The 19443-nt window shown below is 49.6% G+C and carries 17 protein-coding genes and 1 pseudogene; 12 read left to right on the plus strand and 6 right to left on the minus strand.

Going from position 1 to position 19443, the window contains the following annotated elements; genetic code table 11:
- From PPL9_RS34640 to tgt, 6 genes are all read left to right on the plus strand, one after another.
- A partial coding sequence (locus PPL9_RS34640; protein ID WP_280139097.1) for a DNA gyrase C-terminal beta-propeller domain-containing protein occupies positions 1 to 1033 on the plus strand: 1033 nt, incomplete at its 5' end.
- Positions 1034 to 1349: 316 nt separating this feature from the next.
- Positions 1350 to 1853 carry a pantetheine-phosphate adenylyltransferase gene (gene coaD / locus PPL9_RS30695; RefSeq protein ID WP_057466268.1) on the plus strand — a complete coding sequence of 168 codons (504 nt, stop codon included), beginning with the start codon at positions 1350 to 1352 and terminating at the stop codon, positions 1851 to 1853.
- Positions 1854 to 2052: 199 nt separating this feature from the next.
- A complete protein-coding gene (locus PPL9_RS30700; RefSeq protein WP_057466312.1) occupies positions 2053 to 2559 on the plus strand; it encodes a peptidylprolyl isomerase in 507 nt (168 codons plus the stop codon).
- A gap of 55 nt (positions 2560 to 2614) precedes the next feature.
- A complete protein-coding gene (locus PPL9_RS30705) occupies positions 2615 to 3076 on the plus strand; it encodes a peptidylprolyl isomerase (protein WP_093521872.1) in 462 nt (153 codons plus the stop codon).
- Positions 3077 to 3349: 273 nt separating this feature from the next.
- The gene (gene queA / locus PPL9_RS30710) at positions 3350 to 4435 is read left to right on the plus strand and encodes a tRNA preQ1(34) S-adenosylmethionine ribosyltransferase-isomerase QueA (RefSeq protein ID WP_057466270.1); all 1086 of its coding nucleotides are present in this window, start codon (positions 3350 to 3352) and stop codon (positions 4433 to 4435) included.
- Positions 4432 to 5613 carry a tRNA guanosine(34) transglycosylase Tgt gene (gene tgt, locus PPL9_RS30715; protein ID WP_057466271.1) on the plus strand — a complete coding sequence of 394 codons (1182 nt, stop codon included), beginning with the start codon at positions 4432 to 4434 and terminating at the stop codon, positions 5611 to 5613. Before queA ends, tgt begins: the two co-directional genes overlap by 4 nt.
- A gap of 56 nt (positions 5614 to 5669) precedes the next feature.
- Here the strand turns inward: tgt and PPL9_RS30720 are convergent, their stop codons facing one another.
- The 3 genes from PPL9_RS30720 to galU are packed head-to-tail and all read right to left on the minus strand — an operon-like array spanning position 5670 to position 8890.
- Positions 5670 to 6956 (minus strand): nucleotide sugar dehydrogenase, encoded by a 1287-nt coding sequence (locus tag PPL9_RS30720; protein WP_057466272.1) that lies wholly within the window; start codon positions 6954 to 6956, stop codon positions 5670 to 5672.
- A gap of 21 nt (positions 6957 to 6977) precedes the next feature.
- Positions 6978 to 7988, minus strand: a complete 1011-nt coding sequence (locus tag PPL9_RS30725; RefSeq protein ID WP_057466273.1) for an NAD-dependent epimerase — start codon at positions 7986 to 7988, stop codon at positions 6978 to 6980.
- 17 nt (positions 7989 to 8005) lie between these two features.
- Positions 8006 to 8890 (minus strand): UTP--glucose-1-phosphate uridylyltransferase GalU, encoded by an 885-nt coding sequence (galU, locus tag PPL9_RS30730; protein WP_057466274.1) that lies wholly within the window; start codon positions 8888 to 8890, stop codon positions 8006 to 8008.
- A 261-nt stretch (positions 8891 to 9151) separates the two neighbouring features.
- Between galU and cysQ the strand changes: the two genes are divergently transcribed.
- The 6 genes from cysQ to eno all read left to right on the plus strand — a co-directional run bounded on the left by cysQ (position 9152) and on the right by eno (position 16465).
- Complete coding sequence (cysQ, locus tag PPL9_RS30735; RefSeq protein WP_057466275.1) at positions 9152 to 9961, plus strand: 3'(2'),5'-bisphosphate nucleotidase CysQ; 810 nt, start codon at positions 9152 to 9154, stop codon at positions 9959 to 9961.
- 71 nt (positions 9962 to 10032) lie between these two features.
- A complete protein-coding gene (gene cysD / locus PPL9_RS30740; protein WP_057466276.1) occupies positions 10033 to 10941 on the plus strand; it encodes a sulfate adenylyltransferase subunit CysD in 909 nt (302 codons plus the stop codon).
- Positions 10942 to 12867 carry a sulfate adenylyltransferase subunit CysN gene (cysN, locus tag PPL9_RS30745; RefSeq protein ID WP_057466277.1) on the plus strand — a complete coding sequence of 642 codons (1926 nt, stop codon included), beginning with the start codon at positions 10942 to 10944 and terminating at the stop codon, positions 12865 to 12867. It begins immediately after the preceding gene.
- A gap of 287 nt (positions 12868 to 13154) precedes the next feature.
- Entirely contained in the window at positions 13155 to 13673 is a 519-nt protein-coding gene (locus PPL9_RS30750; RefSeq protein WP_208989741.1) for a hypothetical protein, read from the plus strand.
- A 478-nt stretch (positions 13674 to 14151) separates the two neighbouring features.
- Positions 14152 to 15000, plus strand: coding sequence for a 3-deoxy-8-phosphooctulonate synthase (kdsA, locus tag PPL9_RS30760; protein WP_057466280.1), 849 nt, complete (start codon positions 14152 to 14154; stop codon positions 14998 to 15000).
- A 190-nt stretch (positions 15001 to 15190) separates the two neighbouring features.
- The gene (gene eno / locus PPL9_RS30765) at positions 15191 to 16465 is read left to right on the plus strand and encodes a phosphopyruvate hydratase (protein WP_057466281.1); all 1275 of its coding nucleotides are present in this window, start codon (positions 15191 to 15193) and stop codon (positions 16463 to 16465) included.
- A gap of 481 nt (positions 16466 to 16946) precedes the next feature.
- Here the strand turns inward: eno and PPL9_RS30775 are convergent, their stop codons facing one another.
- The 3 genes and pseudogenes from PPL9_RS30775 to PPL9_RS30785 all read right to left on the minus strand — a co-directional run.
- Entirely contained in the window at positions 16947 to 17603 is a 657-nt protein-coding gene (locus tag PPL9_RS30775; RefSeq protein WP_057466283.1) for a DsbA family oxidoreductase, read from the minus strand.
- Positions 17604 to 17708: 105 nt separating this feature from the next.
- Positions 17709 to 18950: a hypothetical protein gene (locus PPL9_RS30780; protein ID WP_057466284.1), complete on the minus strand. Its 1242-nt coding sequence runs from the start codon at positions 18948 to 18950 to the stop codon at positions 17709 to 17711.
- 8 nt (positions 18951 to 18958) lie between these two features.
- Positions 18959 to 19443, minus strand: a pseudogene (locus tag PPL9_RS30785) (acid--CoA ligase); the annotation flags it as partial.

Below are 19443 nucleotides of genomic sequence, written 5' to 3' on the forward strand. Positions count from 1 at the left end.
GGTTCTGTTCTTCTCTTCTCGCGGTATTGCTTACAAGATGAAAGTCTGGCGTTTGCCTCTGGCCAGCCCTCAGGCACGTGGTAATGCTTTGGTCAATATGCTTCCTCTGGAGCAGGGTGAACGCATCACATCTATTTTGCCGCTTCCTGAGAACGAGGAAACGTGGGCAGAGCTGGACGTGATGTTTGCGACCAAGCGTGGAACCATCCGCCGGAACAAGCTTTCAGACTTCGCTCAGATCAACAAAAACGGCAAGATCGCCATGAAGTTGGAAGAGGGCGATGGCATCGTCAACGTTATGACTTCGACGGAAGATGATGATGTTCTGCTGACGACCTCGTCGGGTATGTGTATTCGCTTCCCGGCAACGGATGTTCGTGTGTTCTCTGGCCGTAACTCCGTTGGTGTTCGTGGGATCAACCTTGCTGAGAGTGATCACGTCATCTCTATGACGATCCTTGGTCACTTTGAGTGCGATTCAGAAGAGCGGACGGCTTATCTGAAGCTTTCCCGTGCTATGCGCGGTGAGGAAGCAGAAGATAATGTGTCCTTTGAGGACGCGGGCATCTCCGAAGAACGCTTTAAAGAGATGGACGAGAGTGAAGAAGTCATTCTTACTGTTTCTGAAAAGGGTTATGGCAAGCGCACAAGCTCGTACGAGTACCGCACTACCGGTCGTGGCGGTAAGGGTATCGCGGCGATGACGGTGAATGATCGTAATGGCCGCCTGGTTGCGTCTTTCCGTAGTGAGGACAGTGACGAGATTATGCTGGTGACCGATGGTGGACAGCTGATCCGTTGCCCGGTTAACGGCATCCGCATTGCAGGTCGTTCGACACAAGGTGTGACTGTGTTCAATACCTCTGCTGAAGAGCAAGTTGTTGCAGTGGAGCGCATTAGCGAAGCTGACGACGATGAAAACGCTGACGTAGAAGGCGCCGTCGAGACCGGTGCAGACACCGAAGGAGCAGACGCAGAGAGCGCTGCTCCGACACCTGAGGGTGACGGTGGTGAAGCGCCAAGCACTGAGTAAGTGATGTAGATTCTAGAAAAAAGGCGGGGCATGTGCTCCGCCTTTTTTGTTTCTGGTTATTTCATTCTGAGAGAGGGAATTGCACTTTTGTGAGTGATATGGATTTTGCGACTTTCATTGTGCTTTTCTAGAAGCACGTCTTGGGTAGATCCAACTATCGATCCAATTCTGCATGATCTGTCCTAAATGGTCTGGCCTAATTGTCAGAAATAGCTTGAAACGCATGGGTAAAATGAGTTCAATCTCGCCAAAGCCCAAAAGGTAAGTGTCATTTATGATGCTTATGGGGAGAGGCATTTGTGACGCGAGAGATTATATGAAGCGCATTGCACTTTATCCGGGGTCTTTTGATCCTATGACACACGGCCATCTGGACATTCTGGAACAATCATTGGTTTTGGCTGATGAAGTGATTGTAGCTATTGGTATTCAGGCTTCCAAGGCTCCGTTGTTTTCCTTTGAAAAACGTGTGGAGTTGATCCGCCTTGCTTGTGAAGAGCAGTTTGGTGCAGAAAATGCTGCTCGTATTCGTACCGTCTCCTTTACTGGGCTGGTAGTGGATGCGGCGCGAGAGCATGGCTCTAATATTCTGGTGCGCGGACTTCGAGACTCGACTGATCTCAATTATGAAATGCAGATGGCTGGAATGAATGGGGCGATGGCACCTGACATCAAGACCGTATTTTTTCCAAGCTCACCAGTGATGCGCCCCATTACGGCTACACTGGTGCGCCAGATTGCAAAGATGGGGGGAGATTACAGTTCGTTTGTCCCCAAGTGTGTTGAGGCTGCGCTTAAAAAGCGCTTTGAGATTGCTTAAAAACAACGCAACAGAAAAGACTGCCTATTTGATAGGGTTAGACTTTTTTAGCGCGTCGCGTTTATGTGCAATCACATAACACCCGCTAAATTTTGTTTTGTGTGCGTATCTCTTTTCGAAAGCCAATTGGGAGTTTGGGAGGTACGCCTTGGCTAAGACAAGGACAGAAATCTTGCTACGTATCCTGACAGCATGTGCGATGGTTGTGGGCGCATTTATGATGCCATTCACCGCCAGCGCGAAAGATCTTGAAAACACGATTTATCTGGACCTAAAAGACGGACGCGTTGAAATTGCGCTGCGTCCTGATCTTGCACCTGAGCATGTGAAGCGTATTAAACAGCTTACACGTGAAGGCTTTTATGATGGCATCCTATTCCATCGTGTGATTGACGGTTTCATGGCGCAGACTGGCGACCCAACCGGCACAGGCATGGGCGGCTCTGAAATGCCTGACCTGAAGGCTGAGTTCTCCAAGGCTCCGTTCAAGCGCGGTACTCTTGGCATGGCACGTTCCCGCAGCCCAAACAGCGCGAACTCTCAGTTTTTCATCATGTTCAATGATGGGTCCTGGCTTGATGGTCAGTACACTGTATTTGGTGAAGTGGTTTCCGGAATGGACGCTGTAGACAAGATCAAACGCGGCGAACCTGTTCGTAACCCTGATAAGATCATCAAAATGCAGGTTGCGGCAGACGCCAAGTAGAGGCTATGTCTGCACTCAGACTTATTCTAAGATAAAGGACAGTCCCGTGGCTGATATCAAAGATCCAGAAAACACACTGCTGCTGGAAACCACTCAGGGTAACGTTGTTATTGAACTGCGTCCTGACCTGGCACCTAACCACGTTGCTCGTATTAAAGAGCTCGCACGTGAAGGCTTTTATGACGGCATCGTGTTCCACCGTGTGATTGACGGCTTCATGGCTCAGACCGGCTGCCCTCAGGGCACAGGTACTGGCGGCTCCGGCAAGAAGCTGAAAGCTGAGTTCAACGATGCGAAACACGTTCGCGGCACATGCTCGATGGCTCGTTCTATGGATCCGAACTCCGGCGACAGCCAGTTCTTCATCTGCTTCGGCGATGCATCCTGGCTCGACGGTCAGTACACCGCATGGGGGCAGGTTGTTGAAGGTATGGACAACGTTGACAAGATCAAACGTGGTGAGCCTGTTTCCAACCCAGATAAGATCGTATCTTTGAAGGTGGCTGCGGACGCTTAATAGCGAACGCACTGCGAATTATAAAAGGCTCGGCATTTCGCCGGGCCTTTTTGTTGGGGCTATGCAAATGGACGCAGCGCTCTTCTAAACAGGTTGACCTAAATCGCGTCAGGAGGTATCTCCCTCTGGCTTCAATCGTTTGACTGCGGGACAGGTGACAGCAAGGCCTGCAGAATACAAACGGATTTGGCAATAATTCCAATAAGACAGCACGGAGATGGCGACCACATACTGTGCGGCGCTGATTTGCTGTTTTGTAAAACTGGATACCCTATGCTGGTTGATGATTTTGATTTTGATCTGCCACCGGAAAACATTGCGCTCCGCCCGGCAGTTCCGCGTGATAGTTCACGGATGTTGGTGGTGCGTCCTGATGGTGAGCAACTGCTGACAGATGATCAGGTGCTGTCTCTGCCTGATCTTTTGGAGCCGGGTGATGCGCTCGTCTTTAATGATACAAAAGTTATTCCGGCACAGCTGCTTGGCTTCCGCTCGCGTGATGGCGTGACGGCAAAAGTTGGTGTGACATTGCACCAGCGTGCCAGCGCGAAGGAATGGCGTGCCTTTGTTCGTCCAGCCAAGAAACTGAAAGTTGGCGATACTGTTCGTTTTGCTTTTGATGAGGAAAGCAAAGATACTGCAGAGTTTTCTGCTGTTGTGACTGTGAAATCCGAGGCCGGTGACATTCTGTTTGAGTTTGACCGTTCTGCCGGTGAGTTGGATGCTGCGATTGCGCAGGTGGGGCACATCCCGTTGCCGCCATACATTGCAGCCAAACGTGCAGAAGACGATCAGGACCGCAAAGATTATCAAACCATCTACGCAAAGTATGAGGGTGCTGTTGCTGCACCAACTGCTGGCTTGCATTTTACAGATCAGTTGTTTGCTGCCCTTGAAGAGCGCGGTGTTGAGAAGCACTTTGTGACGCTTCATGTGGGCGCTGGCACGTTTTTGCCAGTCAAGGCCGACAAGACTGAAGACCATAAAATGCACTTTGAGTATGGCGAGATAAGCGGTGTGACAGCTGCGGCGCTCAACGCTGTTCGTGCCCGTGGCAACAAGATTGTTTCTGTTGGTACAACTTCACTGCGCATTCTTGAGAGCTCAGTTTCTGAAGATGGCGTGATTAACCCGATTTCTCAGAGCACCGACATTTTTATTACGCCAGGCTATCAGTTCAAAGCCATTGATGCGCTGATGACCAACTTCCATTTACCGCGCTCAACGCTGTTTATGCTTGTGAGTGCGCTGAGTGGTATGGACGAAATGCGCGTTGCTTATGAGCATGCGATCAGCACTGGCTACCGTTTTTATAGTTATGGAGACAGCTCGCTGCTGTTCAAGAAGGCTTCCAAATGACCGAAACATCTCGTGAAACACAGCAGGGCACCAAGCCGTTTTCCTTCAAGCTGCTGAAAACAGATGGCATGGCGCGCCGCGGTGAAATTACAACGCCGCACGGCAAGGTTCGTACGCCTGCGTTTATGCCGGTTGGTACACAGGCGACTGTAAAGGCTATGTATCCGCAGCAAGTACGTGATCTGGGGGCGGATGTTGTTCTCGGTAACACATACCATTTGATGCTGCGCCCGACTGCTGAGCGGATTGCCAAACTTGGTGGCCTGCACAAATTTATGGGATGGGATCACACGATCCTGACAGACTCTGGTGGGTTCCAGGTAATGTCCTTGTCTGGTCTTCGCAAGATGACAGAAGAAGGCGTAACCTTCTCGTCTCATCATGATGGGTCAAAGCATTTCATGAGCCCGGAGCGCTCTGTTGAAATTCAGGGCCTGCTTGGTTCTGATATCCAGATGCAGCTTGATGAGTGTATTGCTCTTCCTGCTGAGCGGGATGAAGTTGAGCGCGCCATGCAATTGTCTTTGCGTTGGGCTGAACGCTCCCGTGCTCAGTTTGAGAAGATGGGCGGCCCAGAAAAAGGGCAGGGCCTTTACGGTATTGTTCAGGGCGGGGATGTGCCGGATCTGCGCGTTGAATCTGCTCAGCGGCTTGGTGAGCTTCCGATGGAAGGTTATTCCGTTGGTGGTCTGGCCGTTGGTGAGCCTCAGGCTGTCATGCTGAAGATGCTGGAGATCACGACGCCAGCAATGCCGAAGGACAGACCGCGTTATCTGATGGGTGTTGGCACACCAGAAGATATTCTGGAAAGTGTCGCGCGTGGTATTGATCAGTTTGACTGTGTGATGCCAACCCGTGCTGGCCGTCATGGATTGGCCTATACCCGATTTGGTAAGGTAAACCTGAAGAATGCGCGCCATTCTGAAGACCCGCGCCCGTTGGATGAGCAATCCAACTGTGAAGCAACTTCCAAATACTCCCGCGCTTACCTACACCATCTGGTGCGCGTGAATGAAGGTCTGGCTGCGATGCTGTTGACCTGGAACAACCTTGCTTATTACCAGTACCTGATGCAGGGCATCCGTGATGCGATTGATGAAGGTCGATTTGAAGAGTTCCGCCAGCAGACCAAAGAAGACTGGGCACGTGGTGACATGGAGCCTTATGTTTGGTCATAGGGTTCAGTGAACATAAAAACTACGAAGGCTTGGGCGTGTGAATGCCCAAGCCTTTTCTATAGGCGCCATAGAAGCACATGCTCTGGTGTCTTCTCCCTTTCCAAAAGACCATGAAGATCGGCGACAAAGACTTTTTCTGCACTTAAGTACCGTTCCATCACATGCCAAGGTTCTTCGTTTTCGAAGAATGCATGATGGGGAACTGCCAGAATAACTGCATCACAGTCACCCGGTGGAGTTTCCTGGTAGAGTTCGACGCCAAAGTGCTCTTTCGTGTGTTCCGGATCGGCTAAAGGGTCGACAGCGTAGATATGGGCACCGAAGCGTTCCAACTCTCTAATCAAGTCGATTACTTTGGAATTTCGCGTGTCAGGCACGTCTGCCTTGTATGTGATGCCTAAAATGGCAATGCGAGGTGGCATAGGGCGTGCAAGTTTTACGCAGCCTTGAATGACTTCTGTTGCAATGAACTTGCTCATACTTTCATTGGTTCCTCGTCCTGCAAGGATAACCTGAGGGGAGAAGCCAAGCTGATGTGCTTTATCTGTCAGGTAGTAAGGGTCAACGCCGATACAGTGTCCGCCGACCAAACCGGGATGAAATGGCAGGAAGTTCCATTTGGTTGAAGCACCTTCCAGAACATCACGAGTATCGATATCCATGGCATGAAACAGCATGGAGAGCTCATTCATAAGCGCTATATTCAAATCACGCTGTGTATTTTCAATGACCTTTGCAGCTTCAGCGACTTTAATGGATGAGGCTTTGTAAACACCTGCTTTGACAATCTTTCCGTATAGCTCGGCCAGTGTTTCAAGTGCATCCTCTGAACTGGCTGAAACGATTTTGAGCAGATTAGAAAGCGTGTGCTTTTTGTCGCCGGGATTAATTCGCTCAGGCGAGTATCCAATCTGGAAATCCTTCTGAAATCGCAGGCCGGACTCTCGTTGCAAAAGGGGGATCGCGATCTCTTCGGTGGCGCCGGGATAAACTGTAGATTCAAACACTACGATGTCGTTGGGCTTCATGAAGGCCCCAACGATTTTTGAGGCTTTTTTGATTGGGCCGAGATCAGGGCGTTTGGAGATGTTTATTGGCGTGGGGACTGCAACGATGTGGATCCGCGCCTGTCTGATATCAGGCGCGGAATACGTGAGCGTCAGGTTTTTGGAAGAAAGAGCCGTCTTGCTGACAGAGGCAGTTCTGTCATTTCCCTCGAGAAGTTCTTGGACCCGGTGACGATCTATATCGTAACCAATGGTTTTGATACCTGCATGCGCCAGCGCACAAGCAACGGGCAAACCTACATAGCCAAGCCCGACAACTGAGACGATTTCTTCCATAAAATGGCACCTTGGGATGTCCTACACATTGTAGTAATCCCGATACCATTTGACGAAGTTTGCAACCCCTGCCTTTACGGAGGTTTGCGGTTTGAAGCCCGTTGTCTCAATCAGATCTGTAACATCAGCAAAGGTGGCTGCAACGTCCCCGGGCTGGAATGGTAAGAACTCTTTCATTGCGGTCATGCCCAGCGCGTCTTCGATGGCGGCAAGGTAGTCCATTAGTTGGACTGGATCGCTGTTGCCGATGTTGAAGACCTGATACGGTGCGCTGGAGGTCGCTGGATCAGCTGCTTTTCCATCCCAATCATCCGTACGTTTTGGCGGAAGGTTTGCAACCCGCACAATACCTTCCACAATATCATCCACGTATGTGAAATCACGGATCATATTGCCGTGGTTGAACAGCGGGACAGGTTTACCCTCCAATATGGCTTTGGTGAATTTGAACAGAGCCATATCCGGACGTCCCCAAGGACCGTAAACGGTGAAGAACCGTAGACCTGTGCAAGGGATGTCAAAGAGGTGGGCGTAGGAATGGGCCATAGCCTCGTTGGCTTTTTTGGTCGCAGCATAAAATGAAACCGGATGATTGCCACCGCGATGTGTCGACAACGGCATCGTTTCATCGAGCCCGTAGACAGAGCTGGTGGAAGCATAGACCAGGTGCTTTACATCATGCGCGCGAGCACCTTCCAGTATAGATAAAAAGCCAGTGACGTTTGCATCGACGTAAGATTGAGGGCTTTCCAGCGAGTAACGCACGCCTGCCTGAGCAGCAAGGTGAATGACCTTTGTCGGTGCATGTTGCTTGAAGATGCGCATGACAGCTTCGGCATCTTCAAGCCTGATCCGCTCTTCTGTGAAATGGTTAGAGGATGTGAGGCGTTTCAGTCGCTCTTCCTTCAGCGTCACATCATAGTAGTCTGTGACACAATCCAGGCCGATGACATGATAGCCATCTTGTAACAGACGGAGGGCTACAGCGTTGCCGATAAAGCCGGCAGTGCCTGTTACAAGTACTTTTTCCATTTCACGTTTCCCGATACTCAGCTGGTTTTTACAAGAAGCTTGTCTAGCATTGGGCGTAGCTGAGCAGCCAGCTCCGAATCATCCAATGCATAAGCGACATTTGCCGACAAGAACCCTGAGCGAGAACCACAGTCGTATGTTTCTCCACGGAATTCGACGCCGTGGAAGTCCTGCTGGCCCATCAGTGTGAGCATGGCATCGGTGAGCTGGATTTCACCACCAGCACCGGTGCTCTGGTTTTCGAGAAGTCCAAAAATCTCTGGCTGCAGGATATAGCGGCCATTGATGTAAAGGTTTGATGGCGCGGTTCCTTCTGCTGGCTTTTCAACCATGCCGGTGATGGAGAAGGTGTCGTCAGTGCGTGGAGCATCCCGCTCGATAATGCCGTATTTGTGTGTTTGATCCCACGGCACTTCCTCAACTGAGATGATGTTGCCGCCATGGTTCTCATAGGCCTCTACCATTTGTGAGAGGCAGCCTTTTGGCGCTTTCATCAGCATGTCTGGCAGCAAAATAGCGAAAGGTTCATTGCCGATGATGTCGCGTGCACACCAGATCGCATGCCCCAGGCCGAGAGGTTCCTGCTGACGGGTGAAACTGGTTGTACCTGCGGAAGGGCGGATCTTTTCAAGAAGTTCCAACGCATGGTCTTTGTTTCTGCGACGCAGAGTTTCTTCCAGCTCGTAAGCAATATCGAAGTGATCTTCGATCACCTGCTTGTTTCTGCCTGTTACAAATACGATGTGCTCAATCCCGGCAGCGCGAGCTTCATCAACCACGTATTGGATGATAGGCCGATCCAGAATGGTCAGCATTTCTTTTGGAACGGCTTTTGTTGCAGGAAGGAAGCGGGTGCCCAGACCTGCAACCGGGAGAACAGCTTTTCGTATCGCACGTGTCATATATTTGAATTCCTTAGGTCAAGGAGATCGAAACAGTCATTTTCTTAGCACTTATCTGCAGCGAATTAGGCTCGTCAATGGTACCAAATGAATTTGTCCTAGGACATAATGCTTCGATTGCCCGAAATTTGAATTACTCATTCTTTAGAGATGTTCATTCGCAGTCAATTATCGCGAAATTGTGAAGCTCTCTTGTTTCTCCAGAACATGCTGTTTTAAAAGTTACTCCAAGATGAACAGAAAGCTATCAAGGGTGTAATTGTGATTGAAGGTTTTAAGCTTGCGGCGCTGGAAGCAGGGCAACGAATTCTGGGGATTTATGAAGAAGGCTTTCAGTCGGTGACCAAAGGAGATGGTTCTCCGGTCACAATTGCAGACCAGCAAGCTGAAGAAATTATCCTCAATCACCTGTCTGTTCTCTGTCCAGATGTACCGGTGATTGCTGAAGAAGCAATGGCAGCAGGAATTATGCCAGAAATCGGTTCCCGCTTTATTCTTGTGGATCCTCTGGATGGTACGCGAGAGTTCATCAGCCGGAATGGCGAGTTCACAGTCAATATAGCGTTGATCGAAAACGGAACTCCTACCAAAGGCGTTATCTTTGCCCCTGTGACTGGTGAGCTGTTTTGGGGAGACGTTGGGCAAGGTGCTTACCGAGCAGAAGCCAAAGGACTTGAGCCGGGAGAGGCTTCTGAGATGAGTTGCACGGTTTTTTCTAAAGAACTGCGGGTTCTGGCAAGCCGATCGCATCGCAGTGAACGGACCAATGCGCTTTTAGAAAGATTGGAGAACTCATCGATTGTTGCTGCAGGTTCATCTTTGAAATTTTGCCGCCTGGCAGAAGGGAAAGCCGATTTTTATCCACGCATGGAGCCAACGATGGAGTGGGATACTGCTGCCGGGCAAGCGATCCTTTGTGCTGCCGGGGGAGTGGTTGTTGTAGAGGGGGGAGCGCCACTTGCATACGGCAAGCTCAAAACACCTCAAGGCAAGCCTTTCGCAAATCCGTGCTTTTTAGCAGTCGCGGACGAAAAAATTATTTCCCATTATGGCTTAAGGTCGGGTTGGTAAGCTTCGGCGCATCAATGCTCAACCGTTAAACTCTGGATCAAGACTTAACGACACGTCCTTTGGAGACCGTGATGGGCATTGATAGCCAGTCGCATTTGCGACGACTAGAAAACGAGAGCATTCATATTATTCGCGAGGTAGCGGCAGAGTTTGACAACCCTGTGATGCTTTACTCCATTGGTAAAGACAGCGCGGTGATGCTGCACCTTGCTCTTAAAGCCTTCTATCCTTCCAAACCACCATTTCCTCTACTGCACGTGGATACCACGTGGAAGTTTCAGGAGATGATCACTTTCCGTGATTACACGGTAGATAAGTATGGACTGGATCTGATCGTTCACACGAACGAAGAGGGCGTCAAAAACAACATCAATCCATTTGATCACGGCAGCTCCAATTATACGCACATCATGAAAACGGAAGCGCTGAAAGAAGCGCTTACGCAATACAAGTTTGATGCAGCTTTCGGTGGTGCGCGGCGTGATGAAGAAAAATCGCGCGCAAAAGAACGCGTTTTTTCGTTCCGTTCTGCGAGCCATGGTTGGGATCCTAAGAACCAGCGCCCGGAACTGTGGTCACTTTATAACGGTCGGATCGCCAAGGGTGAATCTATTCGCGCATTCCCGCTCTCCAATTGGACTGAGCTGGATATCTGGCAGTACATTCTGGCTGAAGGCATCGAAATTGTACCTCTCTACTTCTCTGCCAAGCGACCCGTGGTTGAGCGGGATGGCACTTTGTTGATGTTGGATGATGATCGCTTTCGTCTGGAACCAGGTGAGAAAGTTGAGCAACGGGATGTTCGTTTCAGAACTCTTGGATGTTATCCGCTGACAGGGGCTGTGGAATCCACAGCTGATACTCTTGAAGATATTGTGAGTGAGATGCTCATTGCCCGGACTTCTGAACGTAGTGGTCGCCTGATTGATCATGACAGCTCCGGCTCAATGGAAAAGAAGAAGCGTGAGGGGTATTTCTAAATGAACAAGATCGCGCCAGTGGCAGAAGCATTTGATCTGTCCACCTATATCAACTCACAAGAGTCCAAAAGTTTCCTGCGTTTTTTGACTTGCGGCAGTGTCGATGATGGAAAGTCCACGCTTATTGGTCGCTTGCTCTACGACACCAAGCTGATTTTTGAGGATCAGCTGGCAGCGCTTGAGAAAGATAGCCGCAAGCACGGAACTGTTGCAGATGAAATTGATCTTGCGTTGCTCGTGGATGGCCTTGAGGCTGAGCGGGAGCAGGGGATCACAATTGATGTTGCTTACCGCTTTTTCTCGACTGAAAAACGGAAGTTTATTGTTGCTGATACACCTGGGCATGAACAGTATACGCGGAACATGGCGACCGGGGCGTCAACGGCAGATCTTGCAATTTTGTTGGTTGATGCGCGCAATGGACTGCTAACGCAGACACGTCGGCACGCATTTATCGCATCTTTGTTGGGCGTGCGTCATGTGGTTCTGGCGGTCAACAAGATTGACCTTGTTGACTATGACCAAAAGCGGTTTGAAGAAATCAAGGCGGATTTTGAGAGCTTTTCATCTGGTTTTGATTTTGACAGTAGCGAAGTCATTCCGCTTTCAGCGCGTTTTGGTGACAATGTAACCACCAGTAGCGAGAAACTTAGTTGGTTTACCGGTCCGACTTTGCTTGAACACCTTGAAAATGTTGAACTTGGTGAAGAGCACAGCGAAGCAGCGTTCCGTTTTCCAGTTCAGTGGGTGAACCGTCCAAATCTGGATTTTCGCGGATATAGCGGCACTGTTCGTGGCGGATCTGTCAATGTGGGTGATGAAGTTGTCGTTGCCCAGTCTGGCAAAACCAGTCGCGTTGAAAAGATTGTTACCATGGATGGTGATCAGCTGCGAGCTGATGACGGTCAATCGGTTACTCTGACATTGGCTGATGAGATCGATATTTCTCGTGGCGATGTTCTGGCGCCAGCGCACTCACGACCTGATGTAAGTGACCAGTTTGCCGCTCATCTGATCTGGATGTCTGAAAATGCAATGCTGCCGGGGCGTCCATACCTTTTGAAGTGTGGTACTAAAACCATCGGGGCAAGTGTTACTGAGATCAAACACAAGGTAGATGTGAACACGTTTGATCATCATGCGGCAAAGCAGCTGGCTCTTAATGAAATCGCGTTCTGTAATTTGGCGCTTTCTGAAGCAATTGCGTTCGACCCGTATGAAGCAAACCGGGATACTGGCAGCTTTATTCTTATCGACAGAATGACGAATGAGACTGTTGCTGCTGGTCTGATCTGGTTTGGACTGCGACGGGCAACTAACGTCCATCGTCAAGCCCTGGATGTGAACAAGAAAGCGCGTGGTGGTCTTAAAGGACAGAAGCCTGCCGTTCTCTGGTTCACAGGGCTTTCAGGCTCCGGTAAGTCGACCATTGCGAATGCGGTGGAACAGAAGCTACTGAGCCTTGGGCGGCATACCTATCTGCTTGATGGCGATAACGTTCGTCATGGTCTGAATAAAGATCTTGGATTTACCGATGCTGATCGCGTTGAAAACATCCGCCGAGTTGCTGAGACATCCAGGCTCTTTGTGGACGCAGGGTTGATCACACTGGTTTCCTTTATCTCGCCATTTAAGGCTGAACGTCAGCTTGCTCGTGATTTGCTGGATACGGATGAGTTCTTTGAAATCTTTGTCGATACAACTCTGGAAGAGTGTGAAACACGTGACCCTAAGGGACTTTATGCCAAGGCCCGGAAAGGTGAGATTTCCAATTTTACCGGGATAGATAGCGCTTATGAAGCCCCTGAGGCTCCGGAACTGCATTTGAAAACTGCAGGGCGCACTGTTGAGGCTCTGGCTGATGAGATCGTCGACCGCTTGCTTAAAGATGGCTATATTGGCTCGGACAATACCTGGGTCATCTAGAACACCTGTAAGTTTTTGGAATTTCAAGCCGGGGACGAGAGTTCCCGGTTTTTCAGTTTCAAGTGAGTGTTTTATCAGGCATGGTTTATGCTAATCTTTCCGAATTGCTCTAAGAATTTTTTACCAAGGTGAGACCTCGTAATTTTTCGCAGGGTCGATATCAGGTAGTTTCTCGCTGCGTTTGTGCTGTCATGGCAAAACAGTTGGAGGAATAAAAGCCAAAGGCTCTCAATAAATATAAGAATGTCAAAGAGTTCTTGAGCGGTGTGTCTGCTTTCCAGAAAGAAATGGAAAAGAAACATAAGCTCCCGGCTAAAGATGTCGCTAAATACGGCAAGTTGACGAATGATAAAGCGGCTGTCGAAAAGGCCTACATGAAACTCGTCGAGGATGAACCGAAGCTAAAGAAAATTTCTGCTGATATTGAAACAGGTCAGAAAGCCCTCAAATCTCTTGCGAAAGCGCAGGACGACTATATCAATGCACATAATTTGGTGGAGCAAATCACCAAGGGAATGAAAACTTTGGAAGCTGAAGCTGGTGGAGACAAGAAAAAGCTCATTGGCGTTGAAAAATATCAAAAACTTCGCCAGCATTTAGATACTGCGAACAAAGGTTATGATGCCGCTGAGAAGAAGATTGCTCAGGTGGCCGCGCTCCAAAAGCAAGTTGAGCGGTTTCAGGATACCTATGAAAAAGAGCGAGACAAAATAGCAAAGAGTTATGGAGTTACCTTAACAACAGATGCGAAGAGTTTGATTGTTCTTATGGGGAAGACTGCCGAGATGTCTATGGTTATTGGATGAAGCTGTTTTAGCCTGGTGGATGTTTCGCTTGGCTACACAGTTTCTGATGGTTCGCTTTTGTGTTGGCGCTGTTATGTTTCATTTAAGCTCAGTGTGGGCGGCAACGTATCGATTGGCCGGTTGCCACTCTCTTCAATTCAATATGCTCATCAAAGAATGTGTTTTGAACCACAGGCTTTGGCTAGTGAAAAGGTAGCCATCCAAGTTGAGGCGTTGCACTCATCTACTCACAGATGAGATGCATTCTATGCAGTGCGTGCTGTTGTTAGAAATGTATTGGACCAAGCAAGGTGATGACTGCAGCTATCCCATGAAACTCAAGTTTTTTGGCGTTCACAGACTTGGAGGACTGGCTGTAAGATCTGCGTATGTCAAAGGTCTCTGTGGAGTGCATCGCATCGTTCCTGCTCTTGTAATTTGGAGCCAAAGCGCCTAATCAACTTTTGGATTATATTCACGCCTTTAAGGAGATCTCTTCGTGTCTCAACCAAATTCAGAAGTTTCAGTTGGAAACGCTGTCTTTTCAAATGATAAGCCGTTTTCTCTTATTGCTGGACCATGCCAGATGGAGAGTCGCGCACACGCCATGGAAATGGCTCAGGCTGTCAAAGAAATTGCAGAAGAACTGAATATAGGTTTGGTTTTCAAAGCGAGCTACGACAAGGCGAACCGGACTAGTCTGTCTGCCAGCCGCGGTATGGGCATGGCCAAAGGTCTGGAGGTTTTTGCGGAAATCAAAGAAACCTACGGCTTGCCAGTGATTACGGATGTGCATGAGCCAAACCATTGTGCGCCAGTTAGTGAAGTTTGCGATATTTTGCAGATTCCAGCTTATCTGTGCCGCCAAACTGACCTTCTTGTTGCTGCTGCTAAAACTGGCAGAGCATTGAACGTGAAGAAGGGGCAGTTTCTCGCGCCCTGGGACATGAAAAACGTCATGACCAAAGTGGTTGAGAGTGGCAACTCCAATGTGATGCTGTGCGAGCGTGGCGCAACATTTGGCTACAACACACTTGTTTCAGACATGCGCGCTCTGCCGATTATGGCGGACATGGGTGCTCCTGTGGTGTTTGATGCAACTCACTCTGTACAGCAGCCTGGCGGCCTTGGTGGCACATCTGGTGGGCAGCGCGAGTTTGTTGCAACACTGGCACGTGCGGCTGTTGCCGTTGGCATTGCAGGCCTGTTTGTGGAGACGCATGACGATCCTGACAACACCACGTCATCTGATGGTCCGAATATGATCCCTCTAAACCGACTCAAAGACTTGCTGCTGTGGCTGCAAGAGTTTGACCGGATCGCGAAAAACGGAAGTTTTACGCTTTAGATATTTCACGGCACCTAAGGAAAGTGACAAAATACTGCGTTTTTACGTAGAGGTGCGACAAAATACATTCGTTTATTCCCAAGGATTTACAGAAGGGTACGGTCTCTTCTCTTCCTTGGGGGCAGTACCTCGGGTAAAAGCTCTTAGAGCCAAAATTCCACACTCTACAAGTACATTGGAGTACTCTTAGATGACTGCTATCATCGACATTATTGGTCGCGAAATCCTTGACAGCCGCGGCAACCCAACTGTTGAAGTTGATGTGCTTTTGGAAGACGGCTCCTTCGGTCGGGCTGCAGTTCCGTCCGGCGCCTCCACTGGCGCATTTGAAGCTGTTGAACGCCGCGATGGCGGTGAGCGTTACCTTGGCAAGGGTGTTGAGGACGCTGTAGAAGCTGTAAACGGTGAGATCTTTGATGCTGTCGGCGGTATGGACGCCGAAGACCAGATCAAAGTTGACCGTGCTATGATCGAACTTGACGGTACCGAAAACAAAGGCCGTCTTGGTGCAAACGCTATTTTGGGCGTTTCTCTTGCTGTTGCGAAAGCTGCTGCTGAAGCGGCTGCGATGCCACTTTACCGCTATGTGGGCGGTTTTGGTGCACGCACGCTGCCAGTTCCGATGATGAACATCATCAACGGTGGTGAGCATGCTGACAATCCAATCGATTTCCAGGAATTCATGATCATGCCAGTGGGCGCAAGCTCTCTGCGTGAATCTGTTCGCATGGGTTGTGAAATCTTCCATACGCTCAAAAAAGGTCTTTCCGCTGCTGGCCACAACACCAATGTGGGTGATGAGGGCGGTTTTGCTCCTGGTATCGGTTCTACTGATGAAGCGATCGGTTTCGTGCTGAACGCTATTGAGAAAGCTGGTTACACTCCTGGTGACGATGTGATGCTTGCATTTGATGCAGCTTCCACTGAGTTCTACAAGGATGGCAAGTATAACCTGAAGGGCGAAGGCAAGATCCTTGGTTCTGATGAAATGGTTCGCTACCTTGAAGATCTGGTGAGCAAGTACCCAGTATTCTCCATCGAAGACGGTATGGCTGAAGAAGATTGGGATGGCTGGAAGTCTTTGACCCAAGCGATCGGCAACAAGTGTCAGCTGGTAGGTGACGATCTGTTCGTGACCAACTCCGAGCGTCTTGCTCGCGGCATCAAAAACGACACTGCAAACTCCATCCTCGTGAAAGTGAACCAGATCGGTTCTCTGACTGAGACCATGGAAGCTGTCGATATGGCGCACCGTGCAAGCTACACTTCTGTCATGTCTCACCGTTCAGGTGAAACCGAAGACAACACCATTGCTGATCTGGCAGTTGCATTCAACTGTGGCCAGATCAAAACTGGTTCTTTGTCCCGTTCTGACCGTATGGCTAAGTACAACCAGCTTATCCGTATCGAAGAAGAACTGGGCCTCCAGGGCGTGTTTGCTGGTCGTTCTATCCTGCGCGGATAAGACCTTCAGCATTTGCTTGAAATTAAGAAAGCCGGTCCATTTGGGCCGGCTTTTTTGCTTTCTACATCCTGATGAAAATGCCGTACAAAAAGGTTCCGACTTTGAATATGAACCACCCTGCAAATAGATAACCCCACATATATGGGACGGCTAGGAAACCCCATGCCGCCATCAGACCGAGATCATACAAAGAGTGCCCAATATCAATCCCATAAATGATGCAGGGGCTTATACCTTTCGATGAAAATGAACAGTCAGTGCTCGAACTAATCACAAAGAGTGCTGCAATACTTGCAAGCCAAATGGCAATGGGAGTTAGTAGCAGCGCGATGAAAGTTCTAAGGCTCATGCATGAAAGATTATACCTGCAAGCAAAACAGAGCCACTATTGAAATCCAGCAGTTGAATATGCGGCTTTGTTGTTGCGCTTGGAATTTATCTTCAGAAGATCGTTGAGTACATAAAGACGCGGCTACTTCTTTTAATCGCCAGTTTTTGTTTCCTCGGCGTGGCGGATTGCTGCTGCGAGTGTTTCGGGGTTTTCTGCTCCTGCCACAGCAAAGCGGCCATCTATGATGAAAAAGGGAACGCCTGTTACACCAATTTCGTGAGCACGGACCACATCTGCTTCAACTTCTTTTACGTCCTGATCCGTGTTCAATAGATCAGAAACGAGCTTGCTGTTGAGGCCTGCGCGTTCGGCGGCGTTGGTCAGGACTTGTTTATCGGTCAGGTCAGCGCCTTCTGTGAAATAAAGCTTGAACAGCTCTTCGACCATCGCGTCCTGCATGCCTTCAGAACGGGCCCAGCGGATCAGCCGGTGGCTGTCGATTGTGTTTGGGGATTTCGTGATTGCCTCAAACTTGAAGTCAATTTCTTCTGCTGCACCAGCATTGCTTACCTGAGCGTAGATCTCTTTTGCCCGTTCAGCTCCGCCAAACTTGTCTTCCAGATATTTTTTGCGATCCTTACCTTCTTTTGGAAGGGTCGCATCAAGTTGGTAGGGGTGCCATTGAACTTTTACGGTGCTGTCCGGCAGCAGCATCAAGGCTTTCTCCAGTCGGCGTTTGCCGATGAAGCACCATGGGCACATGACATCGGAGATAACATCAATGACAATCGGGGCAGTAGTAGACATCAGTATTCTCAGTTATGGGTTTGTCGCGTTAGCTCTACAATCTATCAGGAATATCCGATAGTTTTCCATGAAAACTCTCACAGTTTCGTGAGGAGGTGGAAGAGCTTATCCGTTGCCCAAGCCTGTGGTGCGTACCATGACGAGCACGCGGTTGGAGAGCTGTTCCATGCCTTTTTTGCTGCGCAGAACGGCGACAGGTCCACGGCCTTCAATGTTAGCAACGAAGTCTTCATCACGGCAAACGGCCATTGCTATGGAAAGGACAGTTCCGCTCCAGTACATTTGATGCTGTGCGAATGCCTGGGGGTTGCTGCCAGTGAAACGTTCTATGAGTTCAAGAAGATTGAGTTCGTAGATGGACTCACCACGGCGTTTCGTAGATTCTTCCAAAAGTTTCAAGTAGTTGAGGTATTTTTGCTCGGAAAGGAAATCATCATTGTCCTGACGTGCAAGCCATTGGCTGGAAACAGTCAGGATTGCATCGGTCAAACGCTGGCGTCTGCCTGCCCGTAAGGCGCTGATGATATGACCCGTGAGCGCTTTGTCTGAGACTTCACCAAGCAGGACATCAGTTGCACCTGCTGAATAGAGGAGGTGTGCGGATTCTTCGTCAACGCTATGGGCAAGTATGGGCAAGTTGAAATAGCGCGGATCAGCTCGCAGGCGCTCAATCTCTTCGCAAGCTTGCCATGCGGGCATGTCGATCAAGACAGCTTCAAATCGGCGCGCTGTCAGATAATCCTCTGTCATATCGGAGGAGAAACCGCTGACGATTTCTACAGGCATATCCAACAGAGCTTGTGTGCGTCCAAAGTGCTTGCCAAACCCGGCAACGAGTAGTCCCGCAGATTTTAGCGGGCCGAATTCGATCTTATACTCTGGCAATGGACCAAATAGGCCACGGCGCAGGCGCGCTTCCTCAGCTCTGTTAGCAAGACGCCTCAAACCGGCAATGCGTGGCAGCAGAACATCTGGTGGTATTGCATCACTCACAGTTGCGCTTGGCTTTAAATCCAGCGGGACTGGTGCGCTGTCACTTGTAATAATAAGAAGCGGAACTTCGACACCGGGGCCTTTTCGGAATTGCCTAATGGTTTGCGTGAGTTCATCAAGCTCAGAAGGATTATCTTCCTGCCATGGCAAAAGAATGCATATGGGAAGAACGTTTGCACCCTGTAGCTCGTCGACAAGCTGTGCGCTTGTTCGAACTGCGACCAGACGATCAGATAGCACGGTCAAAGGCTCCAACATATCAAAGACATGATTTTGCACCGGTGCGATCAGCAGGATTTTGCCCCAACTGGAATCGTGCGTTTCAGTCTCTAATGGTTGGCTATGATCGGCCATTCATCCTCTCAGGCAACCGCTTCCACCGGTTTTGGCTGGGAGCGTCTGGTCAATTTCTGTCGGTCTACAGTACCACCTTCTGTCATTGGCAATGCGCGGAGTGACAGAATTCTATGTGGCATCATTGTCAGGCTGACGCGTGATGCGTCGAGGTAGGCGTAAAAGGCTTCCACATCAACGAGAAGGCCTTCTGACGGTACCACCGCGACCATAAGGCGTGCACCCATTAATTCATCTTCTACCAGAAAAGCAGCCGCTTCTTTTACCCCCGAGAATTCACTGTATATTTCGTCGAGACGTTCTAACTCCAGCAATCCAGGTGCTTTTTGACCGGGCGTTCCAAAGCCATGAATTGCTCCAGTAACGTCATGTACGCCAACAGGGATTTGAGTAATCAGCCCATGCTCATTTTGCTCGTTGCTGAAGAATGTCAGATGAGATTCGTTGGTCGGCCAATCTGCATCTGGGACCATCGCACCCTTGAGTTTGAGGT

The sequence above is a fragment of the Pseudovibrio sp. POLY-S9 genome (genome assembly GCF_001431305.1).
Taxonomy (GTDB): Bacteria; Pseudomonadota; Alphaproteobacteria; order Rhizobiales; family Stappiaceae; genus Pseudovibrio.

What these genes read in the sequence shown, in the direction of transcription:
- PPL9_RS30720 (WP_057466272.1), bottom strand. Translation starts at nt 6,956, where the DNA reads ATGGAAGAAATCGTCTCAGTTGTCGGGCTTGGCTATGTAGGTTTGCCC.
- PPL9_RS30750 (WP_208989741.1), top strand. Translation starts at nt 13,155, where the DNA reads ATGGAAAAGAAACATAAGCTCCCGGCTAAAGATGTCGCTAAATACGGC.
- cysD (WP_057466276.1), top strand. Translation starts at nt 10,033, where the DNA reads ATGGGCATTGATAGCCAGTCGCATTTGCGACGACTAGAAAACGAGAGC.
- coaD (WP_057466268.1), top strand. Translation starts at nt 1,350, where the DNA reads ATGAAGCGCATTGCACTTTATCCGGGGTCTTTTGATCCTATGACACAC.
- PPL9_RS30780 (WP_057466284.1), bottom strand. Translation starts at nt 18,950, where the DNA reads ATGGCCGATCATAGCCAACCATTAGAGACTGAAACGCACGATTCCAGT.
- PPL9_RS30700 (WP_057466312.1), top strand. Translation starts at nt 2,053, where the DNA reads ATGGTTGTGGGCGCATTTATGATGCCATTCACCGCCAGCGCGAAAGAT.
- cysN (WP_057466277.1), top strand. Translation starts at nt 10,942, where the DNA reads ATGAACAAGATCGCGCCAGTGGCAGAAGCATTTGATCTGTCCACCTAT.
- PPL9_RS30775 (WP_057466283.1), bottom strand. Translation starts at nt 17,603, where the DNA reads ATGTCTACTACTGCCCCGATTGTCATTGATGTTATCTCCGATGTCATG.
- galU (WP_057466274.1), bottom strand. Translation starts at nt 8,890, where the DNA reads ATGACACGTGCGATACGAAAAGCTGTTCTCCCGGTTGCAGGTCTGGGC.
- eno (WP_057466281.1), top strand. Translation starts at nt 15,191, where the DNA reads ATGACTGCTATCATCGACATTATTGGTCGCGAAATCCTTGACAGCCGC.
- queA (WP_057466270.1), top strand. Translation starts at nt 3,350, where the DNA reads ATGCTGGTTGATGATTTTGATTTTGATCTGCCACCGGAAAACATTGCG.
- tgt (WP_057466271.1), top strand. Translation starts at nt 4,432, where the DNA reads ATGACCGAAACATCTCGTGAAACACAGCAGGGCACCAAGCCGTTTTCC.
- PPL9_RS30725 (WP_057466273.1), bottom strand. Translation starts at nt 7,988, where the DNA reads ATGGAAAAAGTACTTGTAACAGGCACTGCCGGCTTTATCGGCAACGCT.